The organism is Pseudomonas sp. K2I15 (genome assembly GCF_002204795.1).
Taxonomy (GTDB): domain Bacteria; phylum Pseudomonadota; class Gammaproteobacteria; order Pseudomonadales; family Pseudomonadaceae; genus Aquipseudomonas.
The window spans coordinates 24063-40158 of the sequence record NZ_NIXO01000013.1 but is presented as its reverse complement, the minus strand read 5'-3'; the positions used below and the strand labels follow the sequence as shown (position 1 = coordinate 40158).

At 59.5% G+C, this 16096-nt stretch carries 12 protein-coding genes; 7 read left to right on the top strand and 5 right to left on the bottom strand.

The window, feature by feature from the left end; genetic code table 11:
• The first annotated feature begins 1 nt into the window (after position 1).
• Positions 2 to 805 carry a MipA/OmpV family protein gene (locus tag CEC48_RS10870; protein WP_088423736.1) on the top strand — a complete coding sequence of 268 codons (804 nt, stop codon included), beginning with the start codon at positions 2 to 4 and terminating at the stop codon, positions 803 to 805.
• A gap of 135 nt (positions 806 to 940) precedes the next feature.
• On the opposite strand, the gene CEC48_RS10865 is transcribed toward CEC48_RS10870, so the two are convergent.
• Together CEC48_RS10865 and CEC48_RS10860 are read right to left on the bottom strand one after the other, a co-directional pair.
• Positions 941 to 2218 carry an ATP-binding protein gene (locus tag CEC48_RS10865; RefSeq protein WP_088423735.1) on the bottom strand — a complete coding sequence of 426 codons (1278 nt, stop codon included), beginning with the start codon at positions 2216 to 2218 and terminating at the stop codon, positions 941 to 943.
• Positions 2219 to 2926 (bottom strand): winged helix-turn-helix domain-containing protein, encoded by a 708-nt coding sequence (locus CEC48_RS10860; RefSeq protein ID WP_017480435.1) that lies wholly within the window; start codon positions 2924 to 2926, stop codon positions 2219 to 2221. It lies immediately after the preceding gene.
• Positions 2927 to 3081: 155 nt separating this feature from the next.
• Between CEC48_RS10860 and CEC48_RS10855 the strand changes: the two genes are divergently transcribed.
• Positions 3082 to 4281: an MFS transporter gene (locus CEC48_RS10855; protein WP_088423734.1), complete on the top strand. Its 1200-nt coding sequence runs from the start codon at positions 3082 to 3084 to the stop codon at positions 4279 to 4281.
• Here the strand turns inward: CEC48_RS10855 and CEC48_RS10850 are convergent.
• The gene (locus tag CEC48_RS10850; RefSeq protein ID WP_088423733.1) at positions 4237 to 4839 is read right to left on the bottom strand and encodes a tRNA-(ms[2]io[6]A)-hydroxylase; all 603 of its coding nucleotides are present in this window, start codon (positions 4837 to 4839) and stop codon (positions 4237 to 4239) included. The two genes, CEC48_RS10855 and CEC48_RS10850, sit on opposite strands and share 45 nt — an antisense overlap.
• A 150-nt stretch (positions 4840 to 4989) precedes the next feature.
• Here CEC48_RS10850 and CEC48_RS10845 point away from each other — a divergent pair, with 150 nt between their 5' ends.
• Positions 4990 to 5850, top strand: a complete 861-nt coding sequence (locus CEC48_RS10845) for a universal stress protein (protein ID WP_088423732.1) — start codon at positions 4990 to 4992, stop codon at positions 5848 to 5850.
• 719 nt (positions 5851 to 6569) lie between these two features.
• Here CEC48_RS10845 and CEC48_RS10840 read toward each other — a convergent pair.
• Positions 6570 to 7040: a DUF1289 domain-containing protein gene (locus CEC48_RS10840; protein ID WP_088423731.1), complete on the bottom strand. Its 471-nt coding sequence runs from the start codon at positions 7038 to 7040 to the stop codon at positions 6570 to 6572.
• A gap of 394 nt (positions 7041 to 7434) precedes the next feature.
• Between CEC48_RS10840 and acnB the strand changes: the two genes are divergently transcribed.
• The 4 genes from acnB to CEC48_RS10820 all read left to right on the top strand — a co-directional run bounded on the left by acnB (position 7435) and on the right by CEC48_RS10820 (position 15646).
• Positions 7435 to 10035, top strand: a complete 2601-nt coding sequence (gene acnB, locus CEC48_RS10835; protein ID WP_176438702.1) for a bifunctional aconitate hydratase 2/2-methylisocitrate dehydratase — start codon at positions 7435 to 7437, stop codon at positions 10033 to 10035.
• A gap of 352 nt (positions 10036 to 10387) precedes the next feature.
• Positions 10388 to 12313 (top strand): IucA/IucC family siderophore biosynthesis protein, encoded by a 1926-nt coding sequence (locus tag CEC48_RS10830; protein WP_088423729.1) that lies wholly within the window; start codon positions 10388 to 10390, stop codon positions 12311 to 12313.
• Positions 12303 to 13514: an MFS transporter gene (locus CEC48_RS10825; RefSeq protein ID WP_088423728.1), complete on the top strand. Its 1212-nt coding sequence runs from the start codon at positions 12303 to 12305 to the stop codon at positions 13512 to 13514. Before CEC48_RS10830 ends, CEC48_RS10825 begins: the two co-directional genes overlap by 11 nt.
• A gap of 11 nt (positions 13515 to 13525) precedes the next feature.
• Positions 13526 to 15646 carry a TonB-dependent receptor gene (locus CEC48_RS10820; RefSeq protein ID WP_088423727.1) on the top strand — a complete coding sequence of 707 codons (2121 nt, stop codon included), beginning with the start codon at positions 13526 to 13528 and terminating at the stop codon, positions 15644 to 15646.
• On the opposite strand, the gene CEC48_RS10815 is transcribed toward CEC48_RS10820, so the two are convergent.
• Positions 15618 to 16040 carry a MerR family transcriptional regulator gene (locus CEC48_RS10815; protein WP_088423726.1) on the bottom strand — a complete coding sequence of 141 codons (423 nt, stop codon included), beginning with the start codon at positions 16038 to 16040 and terminating at the stop codon, positions 15618 to 15620. The genes CEC48_RS10820 and CEC48_RS10815 overlap by 29 nt on opposite strands.
• Between the last annotated feature and the right edge of the window lie 56 nt (positions 16041 to 16096).

Here is a 16096-nt window from a genome sequence, read left to right as displayed (position 1 = left end):
CATGAAGACCATCATGCGTTCAAAACACCTGTGCCTGTCCCTGACGTCCCTGTGCCTGCTGGCCAGTGCCGACACCCTGCTGGCCGACGACTGGGAATACACCCTCAAGGCCGGCGTGGCCAACCTGCCCCGCTACAGCGGCAGCGACGAGCGGGTGACCGCGCCGGTGCTGGGGGCGGCAGTCGTCAGCCCGTGGGGGATTTTCCTCGACACCGACAAGGGCCTGGGCTGGGGTTATGACGGCGGCGGCGCGAGTTTCAGCGCCTACGTCGGCGCCAGTGGCTCTCGCAAGGATGAAAGCAAAACCGGCCGCCCGGGCTCGAAGAAACTCAAGGGCATGGGCGAGATCAAGACGCGTGCCCAGGTGGGTGTCAGCGCCAGCTATAACCTTGGCGGGGTGATTATGGGCGCGACCCTGGAGCATGCGCTCGAGGAGGATGATCACAAGGATTCCGGCAAGGCATTCACTCACCTGGAACTGAGCCTGGGCACCAACCTGTATGACGGCGACTACGGTTCGCTGGACGTCAGCCTCAGCAGCCATTTTGGCGACAGTAATTACATGCAGACCTGGTACGGCGTGACCACCGGCCAGGCCGCGCAGAGTCGCTTCAAGGCCTACAAGGCCAGCGGCGGCAATATCAGCAACGGGATGAACCTGGTGTGGAGTTTGCCCATCAGCGACCACACCACATTCTCGACCTTGCTGGATGTGCAGTACCTGGCAGACAAGGCCGGCCAAAGCCCGATTGTGGAGCGACGGTTGCAGACGTCGGTGATGGGGATGGTCGAGTACACCTTTTAATGTGATAACCCAATCAAAATGTGGGAGCGGGCTTGCTCGCGAAGGCGGTGTTTCAGTCAATGCATCCGGCGACTGACCTACCGTCTTCGCGAGCAAGCCCGCTCCCACATTTGAGCTTCTTAACCTTCGAGAGGGTTACTCGACATACGCCCACGTCATGCGGAACGACGCCCCGCCCCACTCCGAGTCCAGCACTTCAACCTGCCCGCCATGCCACTGGCACACCCGCTGCACCAGTGCCAGGCCCAGGCCAAAGCCACCGGTGCGGCGGTCGCGGCTGGCATCCAGGCGCAGGAACGGTTCGAAAATCTTCGCCCGACCTTCCACCGGCACGCCGGGGCCGTCGTCATTGACCCGCACTTCATAGCCGGCACCAAACTTCACCAGCGACACTTCCACGCGCCGGTCGGCATAGCGAATAGCATTGCGCAACAGGTTGATCACCGCCCGCGCCATAAAGCGCGGCTCGATGCGGATGTAGTCGACTTCACAGGTGCGCAGCAGCAACTGCACCCCCGCCGCTTCAGCCTCCAGGGCGACGCTGCCGATCACGCTGTCGAGCCAGCTGTGTGCCTCGATGCTTTCCCGGGTGATCTGCGTGGCACCGCGCTCCAGGCTGGCGTAGGTCAACAGTTCCGAGACCATTTCTTCCAGCTCGCCGAGGTCGGCGTACATGTCGGCGATCAGCGCGCGGCTCTGGCGAGGGTCGGCCTGTTGTTTGAGCTGGTCGAGTTCAAACGACAAGCGCGCGATCGGCGTGCGCAGTTCGTGGGAGACCGCGTTGGTCAGCTCGCGCTGATTGGCGATCAGGCTCTCGATACGCTCGGCCATCTGGTTGAAGTGCCCCGCCAGCTCGCGCACGGTGGAACGGCGCGGCAGCAGGATGCGCGACCCGAGGTCGTTGTCGCCGAAACGTTGCGCCGCCAGGCGAATGTGCTCCAGGTCACGCCAATGGGGCCGTACCCAAAAATACAGGACGATGGCCAAGCACAGGCCAAGGAAGCCATACGCCCACAGGTACAGCCACTTGGGTTCTTCAGGCAGTTTGATTTCGAGCATTTGCGAGCCGCCATCAATGTCGACCAGGAATTCCATGAAGTCCCCCCGCACCAACAATTGCCCGGCGGCCAGCAACTGTTTCTCACTCTCGGTCATCGCCAGTTGATCACGCTGCACCAGCGCCAGGCGCAACCCGTAATGCGGTTGCAACTCGGCCAAGCGGGCGGCGCGCGCTTCACCCGCCACCGGCCGCAATTGCTCCACCAGCCCATACGCCGGGCCGCGCAGGGCTTCGCGGTTGTAGGTCTCGTTGGCCTCCGGCAGCAGCTCATCGAAGGTGTAGTTCACCAGCCAGATCGCCCCCGCCAAGCCAATGGCCAGGATGATATACAGACGCAGAAACAGCCGTAACATCTAGACCTCCCAGGCGAACGGGTTGAACAGGTAGCCCTTGCCCCAGATGGTCTTGATGCACACCGGTTCCCGAGGGTTGTCATTGAGCTTGCCGCGCAGCTTGCTGATGTACACGTCGACGCTGCGATTGAGCCCGTCAAAGGCGATCCCGCGCATGCGGTTGAGGATGTCATCGCGCGAGAGGATCTTCCCGGCGGCGCTGGCCAGCAACCACAGCAGTTCGAACTCCATGGTGGTCAGGTCGATCTTCTCGCCGCCCAGGCTTACCACCCGGCAGCTGCGATCGATGGCCAGCCGGCCGAATTCAAGGGAACCGCGCACCGTGGGCTCCGGGGTCTGGCGGCGTTGCAGGGCACGCAGGCGGGCCAGCAGCACCGGTGGTTTGATCGGTTTGATCACGTAGTCGTCGGCGCCGGATTCCAGGCCGAGGATATGGTCCAGGTCGTCTTCCTTGGCGGTGAGGATCACGATCGGCGTGTCGGATACGTTGCGAATTTCGCGGCACACATGCAGGCCGCTCTGGCCAGGCAGCATCAGGTCGAGCACAACGATCTTGGGCTTGAACTCCAGGAAGGCCGCCAGCGCCAAGTCACCGCGGTGCACGGCGAGCACCTCAAAGCCATGCTGGGACAGGAAATGGGCGATCAGCCCTGCCAGCTTCTGATCGTCCTCCACGAGCAATACCTTGCCGAGACCCAAGTTATCCATAAATTTCCAGTGCGCGCGCGGATTGAAGTGCGGGCATTATAGGTGGCAAGCTGGCCAACTAAAGCAGCTGGCCATCACTGGCCGACGAAGCTTCATGCTTTTAAGAGTTTTTAACAAATAGCCTGCAATCTTTAACGCCATTCACAGGGAGTTGTATGCGCAAGGATTACCTGGCGTTCTTCATTTCGTTGTTTCTGTCGCGGCTGGCCGACCAGATTCTGCTGTTCATCGTGCCGTTAATCGTGTTCCAGACCACCAACAGTGTGTCGTGGGCCGGCCTGGCATTTTTTGTCGAGTCCTTGCCGCGCTACCTGTCGTTCCCGGTGTGCGGGGCATTGTGTGACAAGTATCCGGCCGTGCGCATCCTGCATATCAGCCAGGTTTATCGGGCGCTGGCCTGTGTAGTGTCGGTGCTGCTGTACGGGATGTTCGACGGGATTTACTGGATCGTCATCCTTTCGGCACTGTGCGGCGTGTTGACCACCCAGGGCATCATGGCCCGGGAAGTGTTGCTGCCACACATCTTCAAGCACTACAGCTATGCCAAGACATTGTCCTACTCGCAGATTGCCGACCAGACCGGGCTGGTGCTGGGCCCATTGGTGGCGGCGCTGATGCTCGAAGTGTGGGCGTGGCACTGGGTGGTATTGGGGGTTGCCGGGTTGTTCCTGCTGGCGGACGTGGCGATGCGCATCTGGCAACGCAATACCACGGTCAACCTGGAGACCTTCGAGCAGCACAATGACATCTGGCTGCAACCGCTGCGCATCGCCTTCGGGCACATCCGCGACCTGCCGGAACTGAAAAAGATCATCGCCCTGGCAGTGGGCGTGAACCTGATTATCGGTGTGACCCTGGCGACCTCCGCCGCGATGGTCATCGGTCAATACGCCGCCGGTAAAGACACCTACGCGGGATTGCAGGCGGCGGGCGCGGTGGTGACCATCGCCATTCTGTTCTACCTGGCGCGCGCTTCCCTGCCGCTCAAGGTGCTGGGCGGTTTGTCGTACTCGATGATTGCCGTGGGTGCACTGATCACCGCCATCAGCCCGAATATGTGGGCGTATGCCACGGGTTTCCTGCTGGTGACCGGTTTCGACAAGATGTTCAACGTGTACATCCGCAGCACTCGCCAACGGGTGATCCCGGTCCAGGACTTTGGCAAGACGGTGGGTGTGTTGACCTTGCTCAACAACCTCTCGCAGCCACTGGCCGGGTTGTTGATTGCGCTGCTGGCGGCGCCACTGGGGGCGCAGACGGTGATCCTGCTGCTGGCCGGGATCACCGTGTTGATCGGTGTAGCGGTTGCGTCAGGCCGGCACGCCGCTGTGAAAGCGGAACTCGACGTCCGGTGACTCGATCAGCTCCTGCTCGGCGGCGCGCACCCGGTCGATGACCTGGGCGATGTCCTTGGCGTCGCCGTACTGGTAAGCCAGCTTCAGGTAACCCTGGAAATGTCGCGCTTCGCTTTTCAGCAGGCCGAAGTAGAACTTGCCGAGATCTTCGTCCAAATGCGGCACCAACGCTTCGAAACGCTCGCAACTGCGGGCTTCGATAAACGCGCCGACCACCAGGGTGTCCACCAGCTTGACCGGCTCATGGCTGCGCACCACTTTGCGCAAACCCGAGGCGTAACGGCCGGCGGAGAGCTGGCGCAGTTCAATCTTGCGCTTCTTCATCAGGCGCATGACTTGCTCGTGGTGCACCAGCTCTTCGCGGGCCAGGCGCGACATCAGGTTGATCAGGTCGACGTGGGAATGGTACTTGGCGATCAGGCTCAAGGCGGTGCTGGCGGCCTTGAACTCGCAGTTCTTGTGGTCGATCAGCAAGGTTTCCTGGTCGGCCAACGCGGCCTGGACCCAGCCGTCGGGGGTGCGGCAACCGAGGAATTCGTGGATTTCTGGCAGGTTCATCGGGCTCACGGGCAAAGATTCGCAAAAGGGCGCCGATTATACCGACCACGCCGCAGACCGCCAGCCACCGGGCTTGATGTGCATCAACATGACGTGTGGCCGGCAGCAACTATAGTTGTTCCACGCCCACCCTTTTTGGAGAACCCGACCATGCAAGCCATCCGCAGCATCCTGGTGGTCATCGAGCCCGAGCATTCGGAAAGCCTGGCCCTCAAGCGCGCCAAGCTGATTGCCGGTGTGACGGGGGCACATTTGCATTTGTTGGTGTGTGACAAAAAGCACGAGCATTCGGCGATGCTGAGCCTGCTCAAGTCGGGTTTGCAGGAGGATGGCTACAGCGTCACCACCGAGCAGGCGTGGAATGACAGCCTGCATGAAACGATCATCGACGTGCAGCAGGCCGAGGGTTGTGGGTTGGTGGTCAAGCAGCATTTTGCCGACAGCCCGCTGAAAAAGGCGCTGTTGACGCCTGCGGACTGGAAGCTGATGCGTTACTGCCCTACTCCGGTGTTGCTGGTGAAGACGTCCAAGCCGTGGGCTGGCGGGGTGATTTTGGCGGCCATCGATGTGGGGAATTCCGATGCAGAGCATCAGGCGTTGCATAACTCGATCATTGATCATGGGTTTGATATCGCGAGCCTTGCCAAGGCGCAGTTGCATGTAATCAGTGCGCATCCGTCGCCGATGCTGTCGGCGGCGGATCCGGTGTTTCAGCTCAAGGAGACGATCGAGGCGCGCTATCGAGAGCAGTGCAAGGCGTTTCAGGCGGAGTTTGATATTGACGACACGCATCTGCATATCGAGGAAGGTCCGGCGGATGTATTGATTCCTCATGCGGCGCATAAGTGGCAGGCGGCGGTGACCATTATCGGTACGGTGGCGCGTACGGGGATTTCGGGGGCGTTGATCGGGAATACGGCGGAGGTGGTGCTGGATGCGGTGGACAGTGATGTGTTGGTGCTTAAGCCGCAGGAGTTGATGGATCATCTGGAGGAGTTGGCTAACGGGTGATGCCCTTTGGTGTGTACATATCCGTTTTTTGGGTGGTTTTTGATATGGGTTCCGCTCTTACAGCGGGTCACTTTGGAAAAAAAGCCCCAAAGTAACCAAATGGCTCTTGCCCCACCACTCGGCACCTCGCTAATGCTCGGTGCGCCCTCACTCTGTACTACCTGCGTTCGGCCAGCGTGGTTTAACGGGGCGCCTAAGATCAAGATCAACAGCAGATCAAGAACACAGCGGCCTACCGGCCGGCTTGAGTGTGGTGAAGCAAAATCAAAAACTAAAGCGGGCACGGTTCAAATGTGGGAGCGGGCTTGCTCGCGAAGGTCGTCAACGATGACGATGGTTTTCTGATTCAACGCGGCGCCCTCAGGTTTTTCGCGAGCAAACCCGCTCCCACATAAAAGCAGTTCTGCTTTCGCTCTGGATCTGGCCTTTGCTTCTAACACTCAGGTCGGCTTTCAGGCCGCCGTGCTTTTGATCTGCTGTCGATCTTGATCTGCGGGCCCCGTCAACCACGATGGCCCGTCGCAGCGACCCGCTTCGCGGTGCCTTCGTTCCGGCATGCCGAGCCTAGGCGAGGCACCGAGTGGTGGGGCAAAGACCTTTTGGTTACTTTTGGCTGGGCCGGCATTCCGGGCGTTTGCCAAAAGTGACCCGCTGTAAGAGCGGAACCCTAAGTAGCCGTTACCGCAGCAACGGATATGTACTCAATCCCAGCAAAAACATCACCTCCCAAACGCATCCCGGAGAAACCCAGGCGCGATATATCGCTGATAATGCGCCTCCGACAAAATAAAAAACTCCCGGTCAATCGCATCCCGCAGGTCAGGCAGATTCCACTCCCGAAACTCCGGCATCAGCACCATCCCATAAGCCTCCAGATTGCTGATCACCCGCGAACCCCGGGCAATCAACTGATAGGCCCAGCAGTACTCCGACTGATGCGGCACAAACCGAATCTTGCGCTGCTCCAGCTGCCCACGCAGCATTTTGGGGTCAAACACCTCAAGCTTCCCCGCCATAACCTGCACCAACAACTGTTCCAGCCTTAGCCAAACCGCACGTTTTTCTTCCTCGTTATACCCGTTCCACTGAATCACCTCATGGTGAAACCGCTTACACCCCCGGCACACAAGATCGCCGTAAACCGTGGAGCACAGCCCGACGCAGGGGGTCTTGATGGTTTGGTTAGACATGGTCGACAACGCACAAATCAGCGAAACAGCCACACATGTTAGCCCTTTGTCTAAGGTTCATCACCCTGCAAACTTGGCGAGGCAACTTACCTTTAGAAATTTTTTGCCGTAGAATCATCCGGCCTTGTAAGGCGCCAATAATCCGTTGGAAGCTGTTTTCAAAGCGTCACGAGCACAGTCGTTCCTAAAGAACGGTGTTGGCGATGGTTATTTACCCGGTAAATAGCCAGCGCCAACCCTCATCAGCTCCGTTCTGCAGGCGTAAAACTTTGAAAGCAGCTTCTGTGAGGATTGCCGGCAGCGCTGGCTCTACGGCCCAAAAAGCCCCTGAGCGCATGCGTGCCGTGCATTTCTGGATGAGCGTCCCGTGGGACCACTGATGAGGGTAATAACTGTGCTTGAAGCCTACCGCAAACATATCGAAGAGCGTGCAGCCCTGGGTATCGTTCCCCAGCCGCTTAACGCCGAACAAACCGCAGGCCTGGTCGAGCTGCTGAAAAATCCCCCGGCTGGCGAAGAAGAATTCCTCGTTGACCTGATCACCAACCGCATTCCACCAGGCGTTGACGAAGCTGCCTACGTCAAGGCCGGTTTCCTGTCTGCCCTGGCCAAGGGCGAAGCCACTTCTCCCCTGATCGACAAGAAACGCGCTGTTGAACTGCTCGGCACCATGCAAGGCGGCTACAACATCGTGACCCTGGTCGAGCTGCTGGACGACGCCACACTGGCCCCCGTCGCTGCCGCCCAACTCAAGCACACCCTGCTGATGTTCGACGCGTTCCACGACGTCGCGGAAAAAGCCAAGAACGGCAACCAGCACGCCAAAGACGTGATCCAGTCCTGGGCTGATGGCGAGTGGTTCAAGAACCGCCCGACCCTGGCCGACAAGATCAGCCTGCGCGTGTTCAAGGTGACTGGCGAAACCAACACCGACGACCTGTCCCCTGCCCCGGACGCCTGGTCCCGTCCTGACATCCCGCTGCACGCCCTGGCCATGCTGAAAATGGCCCGTGAAGGCATCGTGCCGGATGAGCAAGGCAAAACCGGCCCGATGAAGCAGATCGAAGAAATGCGCGGCCAAGGCTTCCCGATCGCCTACGTCGGTGACGTGGTCGGTACCGGTTCGTCGCGTAAATCGGCCACCAACTCGGTGCTGTGGTTCTTCGGCGACGACGTTCCCTTTGTGCCGAACAAGCGCGCTGGCGGCTTCTGCTTCGGCAGCAAGATCGCTCCCATCTTCTACAACACCATGGAAGATGCTGGCGCACTGCCAATCGAGTTCGACGTTACCAACATGAATATGGGCGACGTGATCGACCTGTACCCGCATGCTGGTAAAGTCACCAAGCACAACAGCGATGAAGTCCTGACCACCTTCGAAATGAAGACCCCGGTTCTGTTGGACGAAGTCCGTGCCGGCGGTCGTATCCCGCTGATCATCGGCCGTGGCCTGACCGAGAAGGCTCGCGTTGAGCTGGGTCTGCCACCTTCGACCCTGTTCAAACTGCCGGAAGCTCCGGCTGAAAGCGACAAGGGCTACACCCTGGCGCAGAAAATGGTCGGCAAGGCATGCGGCGTGGCTGGCGTTCGTCCAGGCACCTACTGCGAACCGAAGATGACCACCGTCGGCTCCCAGGACACCACCGGTCCTATGACCCGTGACGAACTGAAAGACCTGGCGTGCCTGGGCTTCTCGACCGATCTGGTAATGCAGTCGTTCTGCCATACCGCGGCTTACCCTAAGCCGATCGACGTGACCACCCACCACACCCTGCCTGACTTCATCATGACCCGTGGCGGTGTATCGCTGCGTCCAGGCGACGGTATCATCCACAGCTGGCTGAACCGCATGCTGCTGCCGGACACCGTCGGTACCGGTGGTGACTCCCACACCCGTTTCCCGATGGGCATTTCGTTCCCGGCCGGTTCCGGCCTGGTAGCGTTCGCCGCAGCCACTGGCGTAATGCCTCTGGACATGCCGGAATCGATCCTGGTGCGCTTCAAAGGCGAAATGCAGCCTGGTATCACCCTGCGTGACCTGGTTCACGCCATTCCTTACTACGCGATCCAGGCTGGCCTGCTGACCGTAGAGAAGAAAGGCAAGAAGAACGCCTTCTCCGGCCGCATCCTGGAAATCGAAGGCCTGGACAACCTGAGCATCGAACAAGCTTTCGAGCTGTCCGACGCCTCGGCTGAACGTTCGGCTGCCGGTTGCACCATCAAGCTGTCGAAAGAATCCATCACCGAATACCTGAACTCCAACATCACCCTGCTGCGCTGGATGATCGGTGAAGGCTACGGCGATGCGCGTACCCTGGAACGTCGTGCCCAAGCGATGGAAGCCTGGGTTGCCAACCCTGAGCTGATGGTTGCCGATGCTGACGCCGAATACGCTGAAATCATCGAGATCGACCTGGCCGACATCAAAGAGCCTGTGCTCTGCGCGCCAAACGATCCGGACGACGCCCGTCTGCTGTCGTCGGTACAAGGCGAGAAGATCGACGAAGTGTTCATCGGTTCGTGCATGACCAACATCGGTCACTTCCGCGCTGCCGGTAAACTGCTGGATCAGGTCAAGGGTCAGTTGCCAACCCGTCTGTGGCTGTCGCCGCCGACCAAGATGGACGCTCACCAACTGACCGAAGAAGGCTACTACGGCATCTACGGCAAGGCTGGCGCGCGCATGGAAATGCCGGGCTGCTCGCTGTGCATGGGTAACCAGGCACGTGTAGAGCCGAACTCGACTGTCGTGTCGACTTCGACCCGTAACTTCCCGAACCGCCTGGGTGACGGCGCGAACGTCTACCTGGCTTCGGCTGAGCTGGCGTCGGTGGCTTCCATCCTGGGTCGCCTGCCGACCGTCGAGGAGTACATGGAATACGCTGCGAAGATCAACACCATGGCCAGCGACGTGTATCGCTACCTGAGTTTTGACCAGATCGCCGAGTTCCGTGAAGCTGCTGCAAACGCCAACATTCCTGTGATTCAAGCCTAAGGTTTTGTTGCTGTAAACGAACGCCGCCTACCGTAAGGTACGCGGCGTTTTTTTATGTGCGCTGAAAATCGGGCAACCCGAAACGGTCGAAAATGTTCCGTAAGACCAGTCCTGTATCTGCGTAGGGAATATTTACACTTCGATACAGAGCCTCCTTCAAAACATGTAAACCACGCACAAAGGTCAATGAATCCGCGGGCTAGAGGAGTTTAGTCAAACCTCGAAAAGGCCCGGCGGCTGTATCAGAATGCAAATATAAAGCCGCGAATAACAATGATTATCATTGGTTTCCGCATTTTAACTCGGTATCCTCCGCCTGCTTTTACTCAAGGCTGCGCAAAAGGACTACCACTTGAAGTACGAATACAGCACAAAACCGCAATTGCTACTGACTCGCTGGAGCGAGGCACTCGGCACTCCCCTCTTCCAAGCCCACCGCATCACACTCGACTCCCTGATCAACACCTTGGCACCGGCTGCCGAGCGCAGCTTCCAGCGTTTGATTCAGGCGCTGTTTCGTGAGGGGTTACTGAACGCAAACGCTCTTGAGTATGACGACCACCAGCGATGCTGGTTGACCCTTGGCGACCAAACCCGTTTGTGCTTCGACCATTTGCTGCCGGGGCGCATGAGCAGTTGGGACCTGCGTGGCGACATCACTGCACACAGCGATGAGCATCCACCCCACAAAGTCCAGTTTCCTTCAGAGCTGCTTACCCTGCTCAACAAGGACCTCCAGGCACCTGCCGCTCCCGAGGTGCTGCGCCGCCTCAATGAAGAACTCGATGATAGCTTCACCAACGACACGCTGTGCCTGGCGTTCCATGAGCAATGGACGCTCCAGCTGCACGAGGCCATGGACCCGGTGCATCGCGACAATTTGCTGGGCTGGCTCAAGGACGATCCACGCGTGGCCAACCCGACCTCGCTGCTTGAGCAATGGGGCACCCTGGGCCACCCATGGCACCCCAACTACAAGACCAAGCTTGGCTTGAGCACCGATCAAGTCATCGATTTTTCACCGGAGTTCGAAGCCCGCTTTCCGGTGGTCCTCTGCGCGCTGCATCGCCAGTTTGCCCATGTCGAATCACTGGCAGGCACCGCAGACTACTGGCAGTGGTGGCAAAGCCACTTTCCACAGGCGGCCCAGCAGTTGAAGGCTGTGCTGACGCGTCAAGGCCTTGAGGCCGCAGACTACCTGCCGCTGCCTGCGCACCCGTGGCAGGCACGCCAGGAGCTGCCACAGACCTTTGCCAACGAGATCGGTGACCGGTTGTTGGTGCTGACCGATATTGTCGCGTTTACCGCACATCCCACCATGTCATTCCGCACCGTATTACCCGAAGGCAGCCGTGAGGCACCGATGGTCAAACTGCCCGTTTCACTGCGCCTGACCAGCGTGCAGCGCACCGTTTCGCCACGCTCGGCGCGCATGGGCCCGCGTATCAGCCATTTGATGCAAACCATCCTGGCACGCGAACCGCAGGTTCAGAAGATTCTCGGCATCGTTCCCGAGCGCATCGGCGTGCACTTCAAACCGCAACCAGCAGACGACGAACGTTCCCGGCACCTGGCGGTGCTGTACCGGGATAACCCGCTGAACCAGCTGCAACCCGGGGAGATAGCCGTTCCAGTCGGCAGCCTGTTTGCCGTCGACCAACACGGCCGACCGCTGTTGCGACAGTGGGTGCAGCTGGCCAAGGGCAAAGACGATAGCGGCGCCATGCAAGCGTTCTTCCGTGATTACATTTCGATTGCAGTGCCTGGCCTGCTGAATATGTACCTGCGCTACGGGGTAGCTTTCGAAGCTCACCAACAGAACAGCTTCATGATCATGGCTGCGGATGGACAATTGAGCCGCCTGCTGTTGCGTGACTTCGGTGATATCCGTATCGACCGCAAGACCTTGCACGCCCAGGGCCTGGATATCGAATTGCATGACCCGAAGATGACGCTGTATGACGACGCAGGCTTCGTGCGCGACAAGCTGCTGCACACGGTTTTCATGTGCCATCTGGGCGAGCTGGTGCTCCTCGGCGCTCGCGAATTCGACATCCCCCAGGCGCTGCTATGGGGTGATCTGGCCACACAGGTCAGCCAATGCTTCGACGACCTGCGCGACCAGGTCGAACCGCAGCGCTGGGCCACGGAACGCCAAGCCTTGCTGGAACAGGACTGGCCGGCCAAGTCGTTCATGCGTATGCGCTTGCTGGAGAGCCATGCCGATATCGTCGGACGCCTGCGCAACCCGCTGAGCGTTCAAGCCGATGGCAACTAACAGCACTGCCCTGCGGTTGCTGGTCTGCATTCAACTGGTGTCCATGGGTGCCATGGAAATGAGCGGCCCTTTCTGGCCCTTGCAGATCCAGAAATTGCTCGGCGTCGCCAATGCCCAGTACACCGGCCTGCTGTCTTCACTGGTGTACGCCGGGCCGATGATGGCAGCGATGGTGCTGACTCCCGCCTGGGGGCGGCTGGGTGACCGGACCGGCCACAAGCCAATGATCATTCGGGCGTTGCTGGCGCTGGCAGTGTGTCAGGCCCTGGCCGCAATCACCTTCGACCCCTGGTTATTGGTAGGCATCAGGGTCGCACAAGGGGCGCTCGCCGGGTTTATTGCGGCGGCCCAAGCCTACGCATTGGCCTGCTGTGGCGACGGGGGACGCGGGCAGATTCTTGCCCGCCTGCAATCGGCGACGGCCGTTGGCTCACTGGCAGGTCCGGTGTTAGGTGGCTGGCTGATGGATGTCTCGGGGTTCGCGTTGTTGTGCTACAGCGCTACCGCCATTTGCCTGTTGTGCGCTGCGATCAGTGTGCTTTTGCCCAGCGACACGCAGCGCGCACCACACAAACAAAAGCCGGCACATACGAAGCTGCCCAAGGGTTGGCTGGGGGCAATGCTCGGCGTCATCGTGCTGATTCAGGCGGCCAAAATGATGCCGCAGCCGTTCTATGCCTTGTACGTGGCCGACATCCTGCACGCGCCAGCCTGGTTGATCGGCGCCAGTTATGCCGCCAGTGCTGCCACGCTCGCGCTGTCCGCGCCGCTGTGGGGTCGGCTATTCGACCGCCACCAACCGGCGCACACCCTGCGCGTCATCGAATGGGTTGCCTGGGCCTGTGCCCTGACCCTGGCCTTTACCGCCGTAGCCAGTGAATGGATAGGTTTTATTGCCAGCCGATTGCTGTGGGGCGTGTGGCAAGGGGCACTACTGCCCGTCGCTTATACGTTGATCGCCAACACTGTCGCGTCCAGCCAGCAAGGCTTCGCGCTGGGCCTGGGCAACAGCGCCGCCAAAGCCGGCGCGTTATGTGGAGCCCTGATCGGAGGCATCGGCATGGGAGTCATTGGGTTGGCGCACAGCTTCTGGCTGGTCGCTCTCACGTACGCCTTGGCTGCACTGGGCATCCGCGCCATTCGGTCTTTCTCAAAAATGCCGGAAACGACCGTTTCCTCAACTAACACTTCTCAACACTAAAAAAGAAAAAAATGAAAAAAATACAACTGTCCATCCTGTTGCCCTTTATCGGCTCGTTGAGCACCCCGGCGTGGGCCGATCAAACCGAGCCGGCGCCAACCACGCCCAACGCCATGCAGTTGCAGGAAGTGGTGGTATCCGCCACGCGCAGCGAGGCCAGCATCGCCTCGATTCCGGGCTCTGTGCAGGTGATCAATCAAGAGCAGATCACCCGGCAAACCGGTGCGGGACGACGCGTATCAGACATCCTCGGACAACTGGTCCCGGGTATTTCCCCCTCTACCGGTGGCATGAGCAACTTCGGCCAGACCCTGCGCGGGCGTAACACCCTGGTGCTGATCGACGGGGTTTCCCAGAACTCGACGCGAGACAACTTCCGTCAACTCAACAGCATTGCCCCGGAAAGCATCGAGCGCATCGAAGTGGTATCCGGCGCCAGCAGTGTCTACGGAGCGGGTGCATCGGGCGGCATCATCAACATCATCACCAAGCGCAACAACGGTGAGGACCTGGCATTTCGCAGCAAGATTGGCCTGACTTCCGGCAACAACCTCAACAAGAAGGGCTTTGCCTACGACGTGTTCCAAAGCGCCACCGGGCGCAAGGACGCGCTGGACTGGTACGTATCGGCCAACGGCGTACAACGCAACGATCAATTTGACGGTAATGGACGCCGCATCCCCCAGGACACGTCCCAGGGCAGCAACATGGACACCGACACCTACGACCTGCAAGGTCGCTTCGGCTACGAGTTGGACGCCGACAAGAAGATCAGCCTGTCGCTGCAGGACTACAAAGACCAACAAGACACCCACTACACCAAGAACCCGCGCATCACCAGCGAAGCCGTCGCGGTAAAAGGCCTGGACCTGGATGACCAACCGTTCACCCACAACCAGGCCGTTAACCTCAACTACACCGACAAAGACTTCTATGGCCAGGGCTTGCAGGTCGAAAGCTACTGGCGGCGCGCCGACGCCTTGTTCTTTCCGGACCTGTCACGGGGCAGGGCCGGGATTTCCGACAACAATAGCGTGCAGGACGTATACGGCCTGCGGGCAGCCATCGAAAGCGCTATGCCAGACATCGGCCCGGCCACTGGCACACTGGTCTGGGGTGCCGATTACAATCACGAAACCTCAACCCAGCGCGGTGACCAATACAGGGTCAATGGGCTGAGCTACACCAAGACCGGCACAACCTTTGAAATGGGGCCGGACATCACCACCACCAACAAAGCTATCTTCGGTCAACTGTCCTACGACATTGGCGACTGGACACTGCGTGGCGGTGTACGTCGCGAATGGATCGACAGCGAGATTTCCGACAGCATTGCCTACGGGGAAATCGTCCAGACAGGCAATCGTGCGACCCTTCCCGGCGGCACCCTGAAATACAACGACACCTTGTACAACCTCGGCGCGGTGTACCACCTGAGCGAAAACCAGGACGTGTTCGCCAACTTCAGCCAGGGCTTTTCCCTGCCGGATATCCAGCGCTTCCTGCGCGACGTAAACAGCACTTACGACATCCAGAAACTCAATGCCCAGGCACTCAAGGTCAACAGCTATGAGTTGGGCTGGCGTGGCAACTGGGACAAGTGGCAGGCCAGCGTCACCGCGTATGAGAACACCTCGGACGTCACCCAGTTCTATGACGCCAACGACCGCGTACTGCGCTTGATAAACCAGAAAGAGCGCGTGCGCGGCGCGGAAACGACACTGACCTACAACGTGACGGATCAATGGTCGGTGGGCGGCACTTACGCTTACGCCAAGGGCGAGACCAACCAGAACGGCAAATGGATCGACCTGCCTGCCACGCGCATTTCACCCGCCAAGACGACTGCGTTCGTGGGTTACGACCGTGGCGACTACAACCTGCGCCTGCAAGGCATGCGACTGGCCAACTATGACGCAGCCTTCGACGATAACAACGGTCGCGATATCAAGGGCTACACGCTGTTCGACCTGCTGGGTTCGGTAGCTTTGCCGGTGGGTCGCCTGGAGGGCGGGGTCTACAACCTGACCAACCGCAACTACCAAAACATGTTTGCCCAGGCCAACGCCCGCGCGCCCTACCCGAATGCAGAAGGCCGCACGTTTAGCCTGAGTTATGCAGTCGACTGGTAACCTTTGCACGCGGGAGGGAACTCCCGCTGATCAAACAAGGCTCACCTTCCGGGTGGGCCTTGACTGTCGCGATCATCGCCCGCAACTCTGCCTTGCTCTGCTCCAGGCCCGCCTGAATCGCTTCAATTTCTTCGATCTTGCGCTCAAGCCCAAGCACAATTTCGGCACGCCTAGCCTCACTCGGCGAGGCATCCGGCATCAGCCCCTTCAGTTCCTGCAGGCTGAACCCCGCCCGCTGCGCGCCTTGGATCAACTGCAATCGCTGCAGGGTTTGAGGTGCATAACGACGATAGCCATTGGTTTGCCGCTCAACCTGAATCAGCCCCTGAGCTTCATAAAAACGAATCTTCGAGGCCGCCAACCCACTGAGTTCAGCCAGTTCACCAATATTCATAGCCAACCCCATTGACCTTAAAGTTACCTTTAAGCTTAGCCTGAGCGCTCCCATTG